The 14,568-nt window shown below is 68.8% G+C and carries 18 protein-coding genes and 1 tRNA gene; 9 read left to right on the top strand and 10 right to left on the bottom strand.

Going from position 1 to position 14,568, the window contains the following annotated elements:
• The first annotated feature begins 10 nt into the window (after positions 1–10).
• Complete coding sequence (locus tag INQ48_11640; protein ID QRF59820.1) at positions 11–334, top strand: hypothetical protein; 324 nt, start codon at positions 11–13, stop codon at positions 332–334.
• Here INQ48_11640 and pgeF read toward each other — a convergent pair.
• From pgeF to INQ48_11625, 3 genes are read right to left on the bottom strand one after another with little or no spacing between them, the layout of a single operon-like run.
• Positions 266–1,033: a peptidoglycan editing factor PgeF gene (pgeF, locus tag INQ48_11635; protein QRF59819.1), complete on the bottom strand. Its 768-nt coding sequence runs from the start codon at positions 1,031–1,033 to the stop codon at positions 266–268. The genes INQ48_11640 and pgeF overlap by 69 nt on opposite strands.
• Complete coding sequence (maiA, locus tag INQ48_11630) at positions 1,033–1,671, bottom strand: maleylacetoacetate isomerase (protein QRF60704.1); 639 nt, start codon at positions 1,669–1,671, stop codon at positions 1,033–1,035. Before maiA ends, pgeF begins: the two co-directional genes overlap by 1 nt.
• Positions 1,672–1,703: 32 nt before the next feature.
• Positions 1,704–2,621, bottom strand: a complete 918-nt coding sequence (locus tag INQ48_11625; GenBank protein QRF59818.1) for a tetratricopeptide repeat protein — start codon at positions 2,619–2,621, stop codon at positions 1,704–1,706.
• 173 nt (positions 2,622–2,794) lie between these two features.
• Between INQ48_11625 and INQ48_11620 the strand changes: the two genes are divergently transcribed.
• The 4 genes from INQ48_11620 (at position 2,795) to INQ48_11605 (ending at position 5,226) form a co-directional block, all read left to right on the top strand.
• Positions 2,795–3,496, top strand: a complete 702-nt coding sequence (locus INQ48_11620; GenBank protein ID QRF59817.1) for a fumarylacetoacetate hydrolase family protein — start codon at positions 2,795–2,797, stop codon at positions 3,494–3,496.
• Positions 3,497–3,517: 21 nt separating this feature from the next.
• Complete coding sequence (locus INQ48_11615) at positions 3,518–4,069, top strand: NUDIX hydrolase (GenBank protein QRF59816.1); 552 nt, start codon at positions 3,518–3,520, stop codon at positions 4,067–4,069.
• Positions 4,070–4,073: 4 nt separating this feature from the next.
• Positions 4,074–4,565, top strand: a complete 492-nt coding sequence (locus tag INQ48_11610; protein ID QRF59815.1) for a CreA family protein — start codon at positions 4,074–4,076, stop codon at positions 4,563–4,565.
• A 151-nt stretch (positions 4,566–4,716) separates the two neighbouring features.
• The gene (locus INQ48_11605; GenBank protein ID QRF59814.1) at positions 4,717–5,226 is read left to right on the top strand and encodes a peptidoglycan DD-metalloendopeptidase family protein; all 510 of its coding nucleotides are present in this window, start codon (positions 4,717–4,719) and stop codon (positions 5,224–5,226) included.
• A gap of 7 nt (positions 5,227–5,233) precedes the next feature.
• On the opposite strand, the gene INQ48_11600 is transcribed toward INQ48_11605, so the two are convergent.
• Positions 5,234–6,850 (bottom strand): phospholipase D family protein, encoded by a 1,617-nt coding sequence (locus INQ48_11600; GenBank protein QRF60703.1) that lies wholly within the window; start codon positions 6,848–6,850, stop codon positions 5,234–5,236.
• Positions 6,851–7,087: 237 nt separating this feature from the next.
• On the opposite strand from INQ48_11600, the gene INQ48_11595 reads away from it, so the two are divergent.
• Together INQ48_11595 and INQ48_11590 are read left to right on the top strand one after the other, a co-directional pair.
• The gene (locus tag INQ48_11595) at positions 7,088–7,813 is read left to right on the top strand and encodes a DUF418 domain-containing protein (GenBank protein QRF59813.1); all 726 of its coding nucleotides are present in this window, start codon (positions 7,088–7,090) and stop codon (positions 7,811–7,813) included.
• A 444-nt stretch (positions 7,814–8,257) separates the two neighbouring features.
• Complete coding sequence (locus INQ48_11590; GenBank protein ID QRF59812.1) at positions 8,258–8,434, top strand: hypothetical protein; 177 nt, start codon at positions 8,258–8,260, stop codon at positions 8,432–8,434.
• 92 nt (positions 8,435–8,526) lie between these two features.
• Here the strand turns inward: INQ48_11590 and INQ48_11585 are convergent, their stop codons facing one another.
• Complete coding sequence (locus tag INQ48_11585; protein ID QRF59811.1) at positions 8,527–8,757, bottom strand: hypothetical protein; 231 nt, start codon at positions 8,755–8,757, stop codon at positions 8,527–8,529.
• A 365-nt stretch (positions 8,758–9,122) separates the two neighbouring features.
• Between INQ48_11585 and INQ48_11580 the strand changes: the two genes are divergently transcribed.
• Both INQ48_11580 and INQ48_11575 read left to right on the top strand, forming a co-directional pair.
• A complete protein-coding gene (locus tag INQ48_11580; GenBank protein ID QRF60702.1) occupies positions 9,123–9,398 on the top strand; it encodes a hypothetical protein in 276 nt (91 codons plus the stop codon).
• A gap of 71 nt (positions 9,399–9,469) precedes the next feature.
• Positions 9,470–9,871 (top strand): hypothetical protein, encoded by a 402-nt coding sequence (locus INQ48_11575; GenBank protein QRF59810.1) that lies wholly within the window; start codon positions 9,470–9,472, stop codon positions 9,869–9,871.
• A gap of 96 nt (positions 9,872–9,967) precedes the next feature.
• On the opposite strand, the gene INQ48_11570 is transcribed toward INQ48_11575, so the two are convergent.
• The 5 genes from INQ48_11570 to pheS all read right to left on the bottom strand — a co-directional run bounded on the left by INQ48_11570 (position 9,968) and on the right by pheS (position 14,564).
• Positions 9,968–10,044: transfer RNA gene (locus INQ48_11570), tRNA-Pro, on the bottom strand.
• Between the two features lie 26 nt (positions 10,045–10,070).
• Positions 10,071–10,541, bottom strand: coding sequence for a MerR family transcriptional regulator (locus tag INQ48_11565; GenBank protein ID QRF59809.1), 471 nt, complete (start codon positions 10,539–10,541; stop codon positions 10,071–10,073).
• A 64-nt stretch (positions 10,542–10,605) separates the two neighbouring features.
• On the bottom strand, positions 10,606–10,977 hold the full coding sequence (locus tag INQ48_11560; protein QRF59808.1) for an integration host factor subunit alpha: 372 nt from the start codon (positions 10,975–10,977) through the stop codon (positions 10,606–10,608).
• 5 nt (positions 10,978–10,982) lie between these two features.
• Entirely contained in the window at positions 10,983–13,424 is a 2,442-nt protein-coding gene (locus INQ48_11555) for a phenylalanine--tRNA ligase subunit beta (protein QRF59807.1), read from the bottom strand.
• 63 nt (positions 13,425–13,487) lie between these two features.
• A complete protein-coding gene (gene pheS, locus INQ48_11550) occupies positions 13,488–14,564 on the bottom strand; it encodes a phenylalanine--tRNA ligase subunit alpha (protein QRF59806.1) in 1,077 nt (358 codons plus the stop codon).
• Between the last annotated feature and the right edge of the window lie 4 nt (positions 14,565–14,568).

Below are 14,568 nucleotides of genomic sequence, written 5' to 3'. Positions count from 1 at the left end.
TCCTTCCCCAATGTTCATTCATCTCGTCGTGATCGGCTGGCTCTACGTGGTGCTGATGATGGCGGTGGCCGAGGCCACCAACACCACCGGCACCGTGCTCGGCGCCATCATCACCTTTCTACTGTACGGGCTCGCACCCGTGGCACTGGTGGTTTACCTGATGAGCACGCCCGCGCGGCGCCGGGCGCTGAAGGAAAAGGAACGGGCCGCGCAGGAGGCGGCGCGGCGCGCGGCCGCCGAGGAGCTGGCGGCGCAGGCCGGGCATTCAGACCTTCCAGACCAGCGCGGCGAAACGCCCGCTGACCCCGTCGCGCCGGTGCGAAAAGAACCCTGAGGCATTGCGCACGGTGCACCAGGCATCGCCGCCGTCGTTGCCGTGGATCCGCTCGATGCCGAGCGCGCGCAGCCGCTGACGCGCGAGCGCGGGCAGGTCGGCCAGCCACTTGCCCGGCGCGGCGCCCGGCCGGAAGCAGCCGGCGGCCTCGGGCGCATGGGCCTCGAAGGCGGCCTTGACCTCGGCGCCGACCTCGAAGGCCGACGGGCCGATGCAGGGGCCGAGCCAGGCGATGACGTCGCCGCCGGACTGCCCGTCGTCCTCGAAGGCGCGGAAGGCCTGCTCCAGCACCCCGCCCGCGAGCCCGCGCCAGCCCGCATGGGCGGCCGCCACGCGCCGGCCCTCGGTATCGCAGAACAGCACCGGCAGGCAGTCGGCGACCATGATCGTGCAGGCCGCGCCCGCCACCGTGGCGGTGCAGGCATCGGCCGCGGTGCCGTCGGCCACGCCCGCCGCGTCGAGCGACACCACGCCCGTGCCGTGCACCTGCTGCAGGAACACCGGCCGCGCGCCGATCGCCTCGCGCAGCCGCGCGCGGTTGGCCGCGACATGGGCCGCGTCGTCGCCGACGTGGTCGCCGAGGTTGAGGCTGGCGTAACGCCCCTCGGGCCCCTGCGAAACACCACCCTCGCGCGTGGTGCAGACGGCGCGCACGTGGGCCGGCACCGGCCAGTCGGGCACCAGCCAGGGCAGCGCCATCAGGCCTCCGCGTCGGGCGACTGCGAGGGCTGCGCGCGCTGGAAGGCGTCGAGCTGCATGCAGGCGTCGAAGGCCGCCATGCTGCGCGGCAGGCCGCTGAAGTCGCAGTCGAAGCGGCGGCCGTTGAAGACCTGCGGCACCAGGCAGCAGTCGGCCAGGGTGGGCTTGTCGCCCCAGCAGAAGGTGCTGGCGGGCTGCTGTGCGAGCTGGCGCTCGAAGGCCAGCATGCCGTCGCGCACCCAGTGGCGGTACCAGGCGTTCTTGGCTTCCTCGTCGAGCTTCAGGTCCTTCACGAGGTACTTGAGCACGCGCAGGTTGTTCAGCGGATGGATCTCGCAGGCGATCGACTGCGCCAGCGCGCGCACATGGGCGCGGCCCGCGGGATCGCTCGGCAGCAGCGGCGGCTCGGGATGCACCTCGTCGAGGTACTCCATGATCGCCAGCGACTGCGAGAAGCGCTCGCCGTCATCCTCGAGCAGCGGCACCAGGTTGTCGGCCGAGATCGCCGCGTACGGACCGGTGCGGTGCTCGCCGCGCGCGATGTGCACGGGGATGTATTCGTAGTCGAGCCCCTTGAGGTTGAGCGCGATGCGAACGCGGAACGAGGAGGAGGAGCGGAAGTAGTTGTGCAGCTTCATGGTCATGGTTTCGAGGATAGCGTCGGTGCGATTCAGGAGCGGGGCACTGCGGCAAGCACGCAGCGCAGGTCGCGAAGGGTGGCCGCGGGATGTTCCCGTTGCCAGGCGTCGAGCGGGGCGCGCGCGGCGCTCTCCCCGCGCGCGGCCAGGCCCAGGCGCCAGGGCCCGCGCGGGCCCACGGTCTGGTCGGCCGGATGTTCGTGGCCTTCGCCGTCCCCGTACGGCCGGCCTTCGGAGCAGGCCGCGCAGAGCATGCGAATGCCCAGGCTCCAGTTCTCGGCGCCGTCGCCGGCTTCATGGAAGCGCGCGATCAGGGTGTCTACCTCTTCCTGCGACGCTCCCTCGATCCAGAGCTCGAAGGTGGCGTAGTCGGAGGGCGCGATCAGCGCGAGCGCGTCCAACACCGCCACCTCGCGCCCCTGGTGCAGCCGGTAGCCGTTGGGCGCGCCGTCGTGCAGCACGAGATCGCCGTAGCGGTGGCCCGAGCTGGGCAAGGGCACGTTGCGCAGGATCGCGCGCGCGGGATCGATGCGGTCGGCCCACAGCACCTCGCTGGCCTCGTCGCCATGCACGCGGATCGGCGCCAGGCCGGCGAAATGGTCGACCGGGCCCTCGCCCTCGGCCAGCGGAATGCCGTAGAGGCGCCAGGCGCGCCGCGCCGTGGCCCAGTCGCCGAGCGCGGTGGCGGCGATGCCGAGGTTCCAGACCGCGCCCTCGTTGCCCGGGTCGCACTGCACGGCGCGCGCATTGGCCTCGAGCGAGGCGGCCCAGTCGCCGCGGTACTTGTGGATCAGGCCGGCGTTGTACCAGGGCACGGCCCAGTCGGGACGGTGGCTGCTGGCCTCGGCATAGGCCTGCAGCGCGCCGTCCTCGTCGCCATCGTCCTGGCGCGTGTTGCCGAGATCGTTGCAGGCCTGGGCCTTGCCGGCTTTTCCGAATCGAAGGGGCATGAGGAGGAGCGAAGCGGTCGGGGGCGGAAAACGGGCCGTATTCTGCGCCCTGAACGCGGCACCTCGGCCCGCATACCCCGATGGCCGCCCTCGGCGCCCCGGCGGCCGGCCGGCGCCTCTGGCACACTGCCGGCTTCCCCCTCTCCCGCTTCGCCTCCAAAGGATACTTTTCCATGGCCTCCGAGTTCGTCTTCGCCCCGCCCGCGACCGTTTCCGTTCCCGTCGTCGGACAGACCGCCCGCTTCCCGGTGCACCGCATCTACTGCGTGGGCCGCAATTACGAAGATCACGCCAAGGAAATGGGCTTCACCGGCCGCGAACCGCCGTTCTTCTTCATGAAGCCGGCCGACGCCGCCGTGGTGGTCGAGGCCGGCCAGACCGGCACCGTGGACTACCCCACGCTGACCAAGAACCTGCACCACGAGATCGAACTGGTGGTGGCGATCGGCACCGGCGGCAAGAACATCTCGGCCGCCGACGCGCACAAGCACATCTTCGGCTACGCCGTGGGCCTGGACATGACCCGCCGCGACCTGCAGAACGAGATGAAGAAGCAGGGCCGCCCCTGGGACATCGGCAAGGGCTTCGAACAGAGCGCGCCGATCGGCCCGATCGTGCCGGTGGCGCAGGCCGGCGACGCGGAGAAGGCCGAGATCTCGCTGCAGGTGAACGGCAGCGATCGCCAGCGCAGCAACGTGAGCAAGCTGATCTGGAACGTGGCCGAGACAATCGAGCACCTGTCGGCCGCCTGGGAGCTGCAACCCGGCGACCTGATCTACAGCGGCACGCCCGAAGGCGTGGCGGCGGTGGTCGCGGGCGACACGCTGGTGGGCGAAGTCGCCGGCCTGCCCGTGCTGACCGTCAAGATCGTCTGAGGCCGCGAGCACGCCCGCCCCATGCTGCTGCGCATCCCCATCAAGCATTGCAAGAACTGCGGCACCGCGGTGGTCTACCGCGTGCCCGACGACGGCGACACCAAGGAACGCGCCGTCTGCCCGGCCTGCAACACGATCCACTACGAGAACCCGCTCAACGTGGTGGGGACCATCCCCGTGCTCGGCGACAAGGTGCTGCTGTGCAAGCGCAACATCGAGCCGCGCTGGGGCAAGTGGACGCTGCCGGCAGGCTTCATGGAGCTCGAGGAGACCACGGCCCAGGGCGCGGCGCGCGAGACCGACGAGGAAGCCGGTGCGAATTTCGAGATCGAGGGCCTGTTCGCCGTGATGAGCGTGCCGCGCGTGGGGCAGGTGCACCTGTTCTACCGTGCGCGTCTGCTGAACGACCGCTTCGATCCGGGCCACGAGACCATCGAGGCGAAGCTCTTCGCCGAGGACGAGATTCCCTGGGACGAGATCGCCTTTCGCACGGTGCGCGAGGCGCTGCAGCACTACTTCGAGGATCGGCGCCGCGGCAGCTTCGACCGCGTCCACACGATCGACATCGTCTGACCCGATGAAGCACGCCATCTCCCTTCGACGCGGCGCGGCGCTCGCGTTCGCCGCCACCCTGCTGGCCGCCACCGCGGCGCGCGCCGAGACCGTGGGCGAGGTCGACACCGCCTTCAAGCTGATCGGCCCCGACCACAAGATCGTGATCGAGGCCTACGACGACCCCAAGGTCAACGGCGTGACCTGCTACGTCTCGCGCGCCAAGACCGGCGGCATCGCGGGCGCCTTCGGCGTGGCCGAGGACAAGGCCGAGGCCTCGATCGCCTGCCGCCAGGTCGGCCCGGTGAACGTGACGCAGCCGCTGCCCAAGCGCGAGGAGGTCTACAGCGAACGGTTGTCGGTGCTGTTCAAGCGGCTGCGCGTGGTGCGCATGGTCGACGCGCGGCGCAACACGCTGGTCTACCTCACCTACTCCGACCTGCTGATCGACGGCTCGCCGAAGAACAGCGTCACCGCGGTGCCGATCGACCGCGGCACGCCGATCCCGCTGAAGTGATCGCCCGAGGCCGCGCGATCGTTCGCGCGCGCCAAATCCCTGCCGGCCTGGAGGGAAGCGTCCGACGACTTTGCTAGCATCGACCGACCGGGCCGCACGGCCCCGGGATCCGAGGGAACCCTTCAGAACGTCCCCGTTCCAACCGAGCGCCATGCACCTTCAGACTTTTGTTTTCCGAATCGGCGCCGCGGCGCTGCTCGCCGCCGGCATCGCCGCCTGCACGACCACGCCGCTGCCGCCCATGCAGCAGCCCGGCCGCACCGCGACCCCGCCGCCGCAGCGCCAGGCCTTGTTCATCCGGCCCGCCGCCGGCACCACCATCGGCCGCTTCGACGGCGTGCGCAACAAGGGCGTGGACATCGCCGGCAACCTCGGCGACCCGATCGTGGCCTCGGCCGACGGCCGCGTGGTGTACGTGGGCAACGAGCTCGCGGCCTACGGCAACATGGTCATCGTCAAGCACAACGACACCTTCCTCACCGCTTATGCCCACGCGAGCACCATCCTCGTGAAGGAAGGCGCGGTGGTGCGCCAGGGCGAGAAGATCGCCGAGATGGGATCGGGCGGTGACGCCAACCGCGTGAAGCTGCGTTTCGAGATCCGCAAGAACGGCGTGGCCGTCGATCCCGAGCCCTACCTGAGCGGCCGCCTGCAGCAGTAGGCGGGCCTCACAGCAGGCTCTCGGGCACCAGCGGCGCGAGCAGCTCGAGCCGCCAGCGCGCCCAGAAATTCGTCTCCGGCTCGGTGTGCAGGATGGTGTCGGCGCCATCGCCCGCGGCCGGGCTCACCCATTCGATGCCACCGCGCGGCCCGAGCTGCAGCTGGTAGGCGCCGTCGAGCCGGATGAAGCCGATCAGGCTGTTGAGCTGCTGCGCGATCTGCGGGCTGAAGATGAACAGGCCGATCTCGGTGTTGTGCAGCACCGAGCGCGGATCGAAGTTCATCGAGCCGATGAAGACCGTGCGCCCGTCGATCACCGCCGACTTGCCGTGCAGCCGGCCGCTCGAGGTCTCGTACATGCCGAAGCGCCGGCTCTGCTCGACCCGCTTGGGACTGAGCTCGTAGAGCGCCACGCCCAGGCGCAGCATCTCGGCGCGGTAGCGGCGGTAGCCGATGTGCACCAGCGACTCGTCGGTGGCCGCCAGCGAGTTGGTGACCATGATGTAGCCCACGCCGTTGCCGCGAACATGCCGGATGGTTTCCATGCCGCCGCGGCCCGGGATCAGGTAGGGCGTGGTCTGCATGATCTCGGTGCGCGCGCCGCGCAGATGGCGCTGCAGGTTGAACTGCACGCTGTCGGGCGAGACGTCGGCCGGCGCGCCGCGGCTCTCCTCGGGTGCCAGCGCCTTCGCGGGCGCGTCCGCGTAGGCCTCTGCGCGCGCCCAGGCCAGTTGCAGCTGGCCCGCGTCGAGGTCGGCCGCCAGCGGATGGTGGCCCAGCAGGTCGGTGGCCGAGGGTTGCTCGGGCTCGGGCGTGCCCGGCCCGCTCGTGAGCTCGTCGAAGCGCGAGCGCAGTGCCTGCGGCGAGGCGCCGTCGGCCGACACCAGCGACTCGATCGGATAGACGTAGGGGCTGTTCCAGTAGATGTCGAACAGCGACGAGAGCTTGTGGACCACGGGCCCGGCCACCAGCGTGTCGATGTCGATGAAGTTCGAGCCGCCGTCGCGCAGGAAGTACTCGTTGGCGATGTTGCGCCCGCCCATCACCGCCATCGTGTCGTCGACCACGAACAGCTTGTTGTGCATGCGGCGGTGAACGCGGTTGAAGTCGAGCAGCGACGCGGTCCAGCGCGTGCCGAAGTGCTCGCGCCCGGCGGGAAAGGGATTGAACATCCGCACCTCGACGTTCGAATGTGCGGCCAGGCCCAGGAACAGCGGATCGGCGCCGGCCGTGTAGAGGTCGTCGACCAGCAGGCGCACGCGCACGCCGCGCTTCGCCGCATCGCGCAGGTGGCGCAGCAGGTAGCGGCCGGTCTCGTCGTTCTGCACCAGGTAGTACTGCACGTCGATCGAACGCTCGGCGCGGCGGATCAGTTCGATGCGCGCATGCAGCGAGAACTGCGCCATCGGCAGCAGGCGGAAGCCGCTGAGCGGCTCGTCTTCGCCGCGCGGCGCGGTCGCCGTCACGAGGCGGCCGAGCGTGGTGTCGGCGCCGTTCGGGATCGTCACCGACGACCGGCGCGCGACCTCGGTGGGCAGGCCCGCGCAGCCGCCCAGCAGCAGCGCGAAGCCGAGCGTGACCCAGAAGGCGATCGGCCAGGCGCGGCCGATGCGGCCTGCGGGCAAGGTGGCGGGCGAAGCGGAGGGATGTGGCAAGGGGATGGCCGCACCGGAAGGCGATGCGGGCGGCGGTTTCTACCACGAGGCGGCGACCCCATGCAGCCTGCGTAATGTTGAGGCAATGCGCCTGCCTAGCATCGGGGCCGACGCGCCTCTCTCCCACGGCTGCCGCGTCCCGCACCTGGCGGCCTGCCGCGCCGCACCGGGTTCCCTCCATCGCTTCGCAGATCCTGCCGCACATCGATGACCCTCGGACTCGCCACGCCGTCTCTTCCTCTTGCCTCGACCTGGTCGATCGCTGGGCCTGCCGCCATCGCGCAAGACGCCAGACCGCGCCGGCTCGAACTGGTCGATGCCTTGCGCGGCTTTGCGTTGTTCGGCGCGCCGGCCGTGGCCCTGCGCGGCTTCGCGCCGTCCGACTTCGCGGGCGCCGCCGTCTCGTGGCCGCTCCTCGTGCTGGCGGGACTGCTGGCCGGCCTGGTCTTCGGCCATGCGCAGGTGCTGCGGCAGTCGGTGGCCCATCGACGGTTCTGGCGTTGGCTGCCGCTGGCGAGCCTCGCGACGGGCTGGCTGCTCGCGTCGCAGGTTCCGGCCGGTCGATTCACGGCCGGCCTGCTCCACGCGGCCGCGGCGCTTTTCTGCATCGCGGCCTTCGTGCTGCTGTTCCAGCGCACCGCCTGGCGGCGCCGGCTGCGCAAGCTGACACCGCTCGGGCGCATGGCCTGGAGCAACGGCGTCGTGCAACTGCTGGCGGGCCTGAGCCTCTTCTACGGCGTCGGCCCGGGCCTGTGCCCGAAGTTCGGCGTGGCGGGCATGGCCATCGCCTGCATGGCGATCCTGGCGCTGCAGGCCGCCGCGAGCTGTTGGTGGCTGCGACGCTACCGGCTCGGCCCGCTCGAATGGGCCTGGCGCAGCCTGGTGCGGGGGCGCATGGCGCCGATGCGCTCGAACCGGGAAGGACGGGCCTGATGGCAGCGGGCGCCTCTAAGAGAGACTTAACAATGCACTGCAACAATTCCCGGCGGATGGCCGGAGAGCCGCCCAGGGACCACGCAACACCGCGCCCTCGCCGGGGATCTCATGGCCAACCCGTTTTCGCCCTGCCCTTGCAGCATCGAGCATCTGAACAGCGCCCCGCAACAGGCCTGGATGCGCTTCTTCCCGTGGTTGAAACCCTACCGCTGCGGGAACTGCGGCAAGTCGCAGCTGTTGCCGCAAAGGGCCGTCGAACGGGCCCTGACGAGCCTGGGCAGCAGGAAGCTTCCGCGCCGAGCCCGCCCCAAGCAGGCAAGGCTTCTGTAGCACGCCAGTCACGGGTGGGAGCTCTGCTCTTCCGGTCCCTGCTGGCTTGCGGTACAACGTGTAGGTGTAACCCCCTGTAAACCGTGGGGTGCGAACTTACGTTAGGACCGCATGCGAGCATCCGACCCTTTCTTCATCGCTTTCGTTTTCATCGCCGGCATTGGTGCTGGCGCCGCCCTCATGGCCATGCTGGCCATCCTGCGGGCGGAGAAGCCGCGACGGCAGCCGAAGCCTCGTGCTCAGCGCGAGCACGTCGTCATCGGACAGACGGGTTTCGGCAGCCTCTGAGAGGCGCGGCGCAACGGTGATGCGCCAGGCGCGACGCCGCGAACGCGGGCGCAGCCTGGGAGTGCGAGGGCCCGGCGTCGAGGCCCCGCCGCTCAGAGGCGAAAGCCCGTCTTTCCCTCGTCGATCATGCGATGGGCGAAGGCGACGCAATTCGAGAGAAGCTCTTCCTCGGACCTGAAGGTGCCGATGCCGTGGCGGATGCGCCGAGATGCCTGGCCTTCCTTCTCGAAAGTCACCCACGCGGGCCATTCGCCATTTTCCGGGTCCTGGATGTGGCGGCGTGCAACGATGCCGTCCTTCTTGAGGATTTCGATGTGCTGCATCGGATGTCCATTTTTTTCTTGAGTGCGGGATTATTCTCGCGACAAGGTCTCAGGAACATGTCAGGCATCGGCGGAGTTGTCACGGCAGGTAAGGGATGGCGGCGATATGAAGCGGGCGCGCGGCTTCAGGCGGCATGAATCGGCGTCACGCTTTTCGGACACCTGCTCGCGGCGAAATCACTGTATATTCAAACAGTATTTCCACGCCGATTCTTGCCATGACCCAAGTTGAGCTGTTCCATCAACCGGCCATCGTCGATGGCGCCCATCCCGAGCCTTTCGAAGAAGCACCGCCGGCGCGGCAGAAAGCAGGGCCAGCACGGTCTTCCGCGGAGCCGGATACCGAGCCTCACGCCGGTTACGAGGTGCTCCTCGCCGACTATGCACACGCCACCGACGAAGCCATCGGCCTAGCGCAGCGGCGTTTCCAGCGCGAGCTCGAGCGCCAACTGGGCAGCGAGGTACTGCCGGCGCTGCGCGCTTTCCAGAACGCGAGCGAATCGAGCGAGAACGAACTCTCGAAGGCCGACATCGCGCTCGCGCGCCGCTGGGCCAAGGCCTACGACACGGCCAGGACCGCGGGCTTCCGGGATCTGGGCGATACGGACGAGGCCTTCTTCGAGGTCCGCGCGACGGCGTAGTCCTCGAGTAGTGGCCCGGTCGGGCCGGCACAATGGCCGCTTCTCATTCAGGTCCCGAGGAACATCCGCCTATGGCCGACGACGTCTCCATGGTCTTCTTCGCATCGAGCGCCTCCAGCCCCGATCTGAACGAGGCCGCGCGACTGCTGACCGAGCAAGGCCTGGACGTCGCCGCCGACGGCGACGCGCTCGTCGTCCAGTGGGAAGACGACGGCCCCGCCCTACGGATCAGGCTGTCCGCCGCGCCGCACGTGAACGCGGAAGCCATCGAGATCGCAGAAGGTACGGCGCATGCCGCCGCCATGCGCAGATGCAATGCCCGTTTCGAGATCGACATCGACGACCTCGACGAGACGCTGGACGAGATCAACACGCTGATCGAGGTGCAGGCGACGCTGCAGGATGCGACGGACGGCTACCTCTTCAATTCGTGGAACGGCGAGCTGAGCGCGCCGGATTCATCGCGCGGTTGATCGCGGCTCTACGAAACGAGCACGTCTCGAACACGACAAAAAAAAACGGGTCAGAGCTTGTGGCTCTGACCCGTTGTTCCATCTCGCGATGATTGTTGGTCGGTGTGAAAGGATTCGAACCTTCGACCCCTTGCACCCCATGCAAGTGCGCTACCAGGCTGCGCCACACACCGAAGCTCTCGATTATAGCCTTCTCTTTTCAGCGTCCGACGGTCAGCAACTCACGAATTTCAAAAAGCTCGCGGCGAAGCTGCAACAACTGCGACAGGTCGACGCTGCGGGCCGCGCTCGGCGTGGCTTCTTCGTCGTGCAGCGCGGCCTCGAACGCCTCGTGATCGATCTCGACGGCCTCCATGCCCTCGAGCGGAACCTCGCCCGCCTTGCGACGGTCGCGTTCGTGCTGCACCAGTTCCTGCAGCTTGTTGCGCGCACCGCTGATCGTGAAGCCCTGGTCGTAGAGCAGGTCGCGGATGCGGCGGATCATCAGCACTTCATGGTGCTGGTAGTAGCGCCGGTTGCCGCGCCGCTTCATCGGGCGCAACTGCGTGAACTCCTGCTCCCAGTAGCGCAGCACATGCGGTTTCACCCCACAGAGTTCGCCGACCTCACCGATGGTGAAGTAGCGTTTGACGGGGATGGGCGGGAGTGCCTTGTCGGCCATGTTCTCCATTGAAATCAACTCTGCGCGCGGCAAACCTCAGAGGTTACTCCACGGAAGCGCGCACGAACAAGCCTTATTCGGAACCCAGGCTCCACTCGACCTCGGGAGAGGCGTTCGGATCGATGTTCCCGTGAATCTGTTCCTTGAGCTTCGCGCTCGCGTGGAAGGTCGCGACGCGCCGCTCGCCGATCGGAATGGCTTCGCCGGTGCGCGGATTGCGGCCCGGACGCGGCGCCTTCACGCGGATCTGGAAGTTGCCGAAGCCCGAGATCTTCACGTCCGTGCCTTCGATCAGGCTGTTGGCGACCAGGTCGAAGAAGGCCTCGACCATGTCCTTGGACTCGCGCTTGTTCAGGCCGATCTGCTCGAACAGCAGGTCGGCCAGATGCGCCTTGGTGAGCGCGGGCGTCTCGAGTGCTTCGAGCGTGAATTCGACGGCATTCATTCGGGTCATCCTCTCAGGCGTCCGCCCACCTTCGCGGCCAGTTGATCGACGATGGCGCGCACGGCCGGCTCGACCTGCTCGTCGGTCAGGGTGGCGCTGTCGCCCTGGAAGCTCAGGCGCACCGCCATGCTCTTCTCGCCGGGCTGCAGGCCACCGGCCGCGGCCACCGTGCCGTCGCGCGCGGGCTGCGGGCGGTAGATGTCGAACAGCACCGCGTCGCGCAGCAGGCCTTGCGCGGCACCGGTCGAACGGATGGCGTCGATCAGCGCATCGTGCGTGACGGCTTCGGCCACCACCACCGCGATGTCACGCTCGACCGCCTGGTGCTTGGGCACGGCCTGCGCCACCGGTACCGGACGCGCGGTGACCGCATCGAGGTCGAGCTCGAACAGCACGGCGGGCTGCGCGAAGTCCCACTTCTGGCGCCAGCGCGGATGCAGCTCGCCGACGAAGCCGATGGCCTTGCCGTCGATCGTCACGCGCGCCGAGCGGCCCGGATGCAGGGCCGGATGCTCGGCAGGCTCGAAGCGCGGCACCAGCGGCGCGAGCAGCGCCTCGACATCGCCCTTCACGTCGTAGAAGTCGACGCGCTGCGCCTTGCCGTCCCAGCGCGCTTCGTCGGCATCGCCCCAGGCGAGACCGGCCACGCGCATCGGCTGATGCACGCCGCGCACGGTGCTGTCGGTGGTGACCACGCCGTCGTCGCGCAGGAACACGCGGCCCACCTCGAACACGCGCACGCGCGGCGCCTTGCGGTCGAGATTGAACTTGAGCACCTGCAGCAGCGAGCCGAGCAGCGACGAACGCATCACGCTCATCTGGCTCGCGATCGGGTTCAGCAGCTTGACCGGGTTGTCGTTGCCCGCGAGCTCCTTCTCCCAGTCGGCTTCGACGAAGCTGAAGTTAATGGTTTCCTGGTAGCCCAGCGCGGCCAGGCCGCGGCGCACCGCGAAACGGCTGCGCTGCGCCTCGGGACGCACGCGCGCGGTGATCGGCGCGAGCGGCGCGGTGGTCGGCAGGTTGTTGAAGCCGATCAGGCGCGCGACCTCCTCGATCAGGTCTTCCTCGATCAGCAGATCGAAGCGGTGCGGCGGCGGCACGATGGTCAGCGTGCCATCGCCTTCGGTCAGCGCGAAGCCCAGCCGGCGCAGCGCGTCCACGCACTGGGCCTGGGTCAGCGGCATGCCGATCACGCGCGCGGCGCGCGCCACGCGCAGCGTCACGGGCAGCGCCTCGGGCACGCGCAGGATCTGGTCGTCCATGGCGCCGGCCTGGCCGCCGCAGATCTCGACGATCAGCTGCGTGATGCGCTCGATGATCTCGACGGTGCGGCTCGGGTCGACGCCGCGCTCGTAGCGGTGGCCGGCGTCGGTCGAGAAGTTGAAGCGGCGCGAGCGGCCCTGCACCGCTTCGGGCCACCAGAACGCGGCCTCGACGTAGATGTTGCGCGTATCGTCCGAGACCGCGGTGGCGTCGCCACCCATGATGCCTGCGAGCGATTCGACTTCGCGGTCGTCGGCGATCACGCCCACCTTGTCGTCGACCGTGATCGTGGTGCCATTGAGCAGCTTGAGCTGTTCGCCAGCCTTGCCCCAGCGCACCGTGAGGCCGCCGTGGATCTTGTCGAGGTCGAAGATGTGGCTGGGCTGGCCGTACTCGAACATCACGTAGTTCGAGATGTCGACCAGCGGCGTCACGCTGCGCTGGCCGCAGCGCGCGAGGCGCTCGACCATCCAGGCCGGGGTCGCGACCTTGGTGTCGACGCCGCGCACGATGCGGCCCGAGAAGCGGCCGCAGAGCTCGGGCGCCTCGACCTTCACCGGGAGCTTGTCGGCGAAGGCCGCCTCGACCGGCGCCACGGTGCGCGGCTTGAGCGGCGCACCGGTCAGCGCGGCGAGTTCGCGCGCCACGCCGTACACGCTGAGGCCGTGCGCGAGGTTGGGCGTGAGCTTGAGCGTGAGCAGCGTGTCGTCGAGCTTGAGCACTTCGCGCACGTCGACGCCGATGGGCGCGTCGGCCGCGAGTTCGAGCAGGCCGCCGTGGTCTTCGCTCAGCTGCAGTTCGCGCGCCGAGCACAGCATGCCCTGGCTCTCGACGCCGCGCAGCTTGCCGAGCTTGATCAGGAACGGCTTGCCGTCCTCGCCGGGCGGCAGTTCGGCACCCACCAGCGCGCACGGCACCTTGATGCCGACGCGCGCATTGGGCGCGCCGCACACGATGTTGAGCAAGGCGCCCTGCCCCGCGTCGACCTGGCACACGCGCAGGCGGTCGGCGTTCGGGTGCTGGACGGCTTCCTTGATCTCGCCCACCACGATGCGCGTGAAGGGCGGCGCCGCCGGCCGGCGCTCCTCGACCTCGAAGCCGCCCATGGTGAGCGTTTCGGCCAGTTCGGCGCTGTCGATGGGCGGGTTGCAGAACTCGCGCAGCCAGGATTCCGGGAATTGCATCTCTTCGATCTCGATCTGTTTTTCTGGTGTGGAAGGTCTCGTTTCGTCTCGCGCGTCAGCGGGTCACTGGAATTGCGAGAGGAAGCGCAGGTCGCCGTCGAAGAACAGGCGAAGGTCGTTCACGCCGTAGCGCAGCATCGTGAGGCGGTCGGGGCCCATGCCGAAAGCGAAGCCGATGTAGCGCTCGGGGTCGAGGCCCATGTTGCGCACCACGTTCGGATGCACCTGGCCCGAACCCGACACCTCGAGCCAGCGACCGGCCAGCGGGCCGCTCTGGAACTGGATGTCGATCTCGGCGCTCGGTTCGGTGAACGGGAAGAAGCTCGGCCGGAAGCGCAGCACGAGGTCGTCGCGCTCGAAGAAGGTGCGGCAGAAGTCGGTGAAGACGACCTTGAGGTCCTTGAAGCTCACGTTCTCGCCGAGCCACAGGCCTTCGCACTGATGAAACATCGGCGAATGGGTGGCATCGCTGTCGACGCGGTAGGTGCGGCCCGGCGCGATCACGCGGATCTCGGGCGCCTTGATCGTGCCGGTGGTGTCGGCGGCCGCGGCCGCGAACTCGGCCGCGTACTTCTTGATGTGCTGGTGGGCGTAGCGCACCTGCATCGGGCTGGTGTGCGGACGCAGGTTGTAGGGGATGCCGTCCTCGCCGTTCAGGTCGACGTAGAAGGTGTCCTGCATCGAACGCGCCGGATGGTTCGGCGGGTTGTTGAGCGAGGTGAAGCTGTGCCAGTCGCTCTCGATCTCGGGACCGTCGGCCACGTCGAAGCCCATGCTCGAGAAGATCTCCTCGATGCGCTCGAGGGTGCGGCTCACCGGGTGCAGGCCGCCGGGGATGCGGCGGCGGCCGGGCAGGCTCACGTCGAGCGCCTCGGCGCGCAGCTGCTGCGAGAGTTCCTCGTCGGCCAGTTGCTGGCGGCGTTCGTTCAGGGCGGACTCGATCGCCTGCTTGGCCACGTTGATGGCGGCACCGCGCGACTTCTTCTCGTCGACGCTCAGCGCGGCCATGCCCTTCATCAGCTCGGTGATGCGGCCCGACTTGCCCAGGAACTGGGCCTTGGCGTTCTCGAGCTCAGCGGGGGTCTTCGCCTGCGCGAAGGCGGCACGTGCGGTGTCGACCAGGGAGTCCAACTCGTTCATAGCA

The organism is Variovorax paradoxus, assembly GCA_016806145.1.
GTDB lineage: Bacteria > Pseudomonadota > Gammaproteobacteria > Burkholderiales > Burkholderiaceae_C > Variovorax.
The sequence above is the reverse complement of the archived record's forward strand: the minus strand, read 5'-3'. Positions and strand labels throughout refer to the sequence as shown.

Coding starts and splice junctions, on each gene's coding strand:
- INQ48_11625 (QRF59818.1), bottom strand. CDS start 2,621: ATGCCCCTTCGATTCGGAAAAGCCGGCAAGGCCCAGGCCTGCAACGAT.
- pgeF (QRF59819.1), bottom strand. CDS start 1,033: ATGGCGCTGCCCTGGCTGGTGCCCGACTGGCCGGTGCCGGCCCACGTG.
- INQ48_11585 (QRF59811.1), bottom strand. CDS start 8,757: ATGCAGCACATCGAAATCCTCAAGAAGGACGGCATCGTTGCACGCCGC.
- maiA (QRF60704.1), bottom strand. CDS start 1,671: ATGAAGCTGCACAACTACTTCCGCTCCTCCTCCTCGTTCCGCGTTCGC.
- INQ48_11610 (QRF59815.1), top strand. CDS start 4,074: ATGAAGCACGCCATCTCCCTTCGACGCGGCGCGGCGCTCGCGTTCGCC.
- INQ48_11565 (QRF59809.1), bottom strand. CDS start 10,541: ATGGAGAACATGGCCGACAAGGCACTCCCGCCCATCCCCGTCAAACGC.
- INQ48_11605 (QRF59814.1), top strand. CDS start 4,717: ATGCACCTTCAGACTTTTGTTTTCCGAATCGGCGCCGCGGCGCTGCTC.
- INQ48_11595 (QRF59813.1), top strand. CDS start 7,088: ATGACCCTCGGACTCGCCACGCCGTCTCTTCCTCTTGCCTCGACCTGG.
- INQ48_11560 (QRF59808.1), bottom strand. CDS start 10,977: ATGAATGCCGTCGAATTCACGCTCGAAGCACTCGAGACGCCCGCGCTC.
- INQ48_11640 (QRF59820.1), top strand. CDS start 11: ATGTTCATTCATCTCGTCGTGATCGGCTGGCTCTACGTGGTGCTGATG.
- INQ48_11615 (QRF59816.1), top strand. CDS start 3,518: ATGCTGCTGCGCATCCCCATCAAGCATTGCAAGAACTGCGGCACCGCG.
- INQ48_11575 (QRF59810.1), top strand. CDS start 9,470: ATGGCCGACGACGTCTCCATGGTCTTCTTCGCATCGAGCGCCTCCAGC.
- INQ48_11555 (QRF59807.1), bottom strand. CDS start 13,424: ATGCAATTCCCGGAATCCTGGCTGCGCGAGTTCTGCAACCCGCCCATC.
- INQ48_11620 (QRF59817.1), top strand. CDS start 2,795: ATGGCCTCCGAGTTCGTCTTCGCCCCGCCCGCGACCGTTTCCGTTCCC.
- INQ48_11590 (QRF59812.1), top strand. CDS start 8,258: ATGCGAGCATCCGACCCTTTCTTCATCGCTTTCGTTTTCATCGCCGGC.
- pheS (QRF59806.1), bottom strand. CDS start 14,564: ATGAACGAGTTGGACTCCCTGGTCGACACCGCACGTGCCGCCTTCGCG.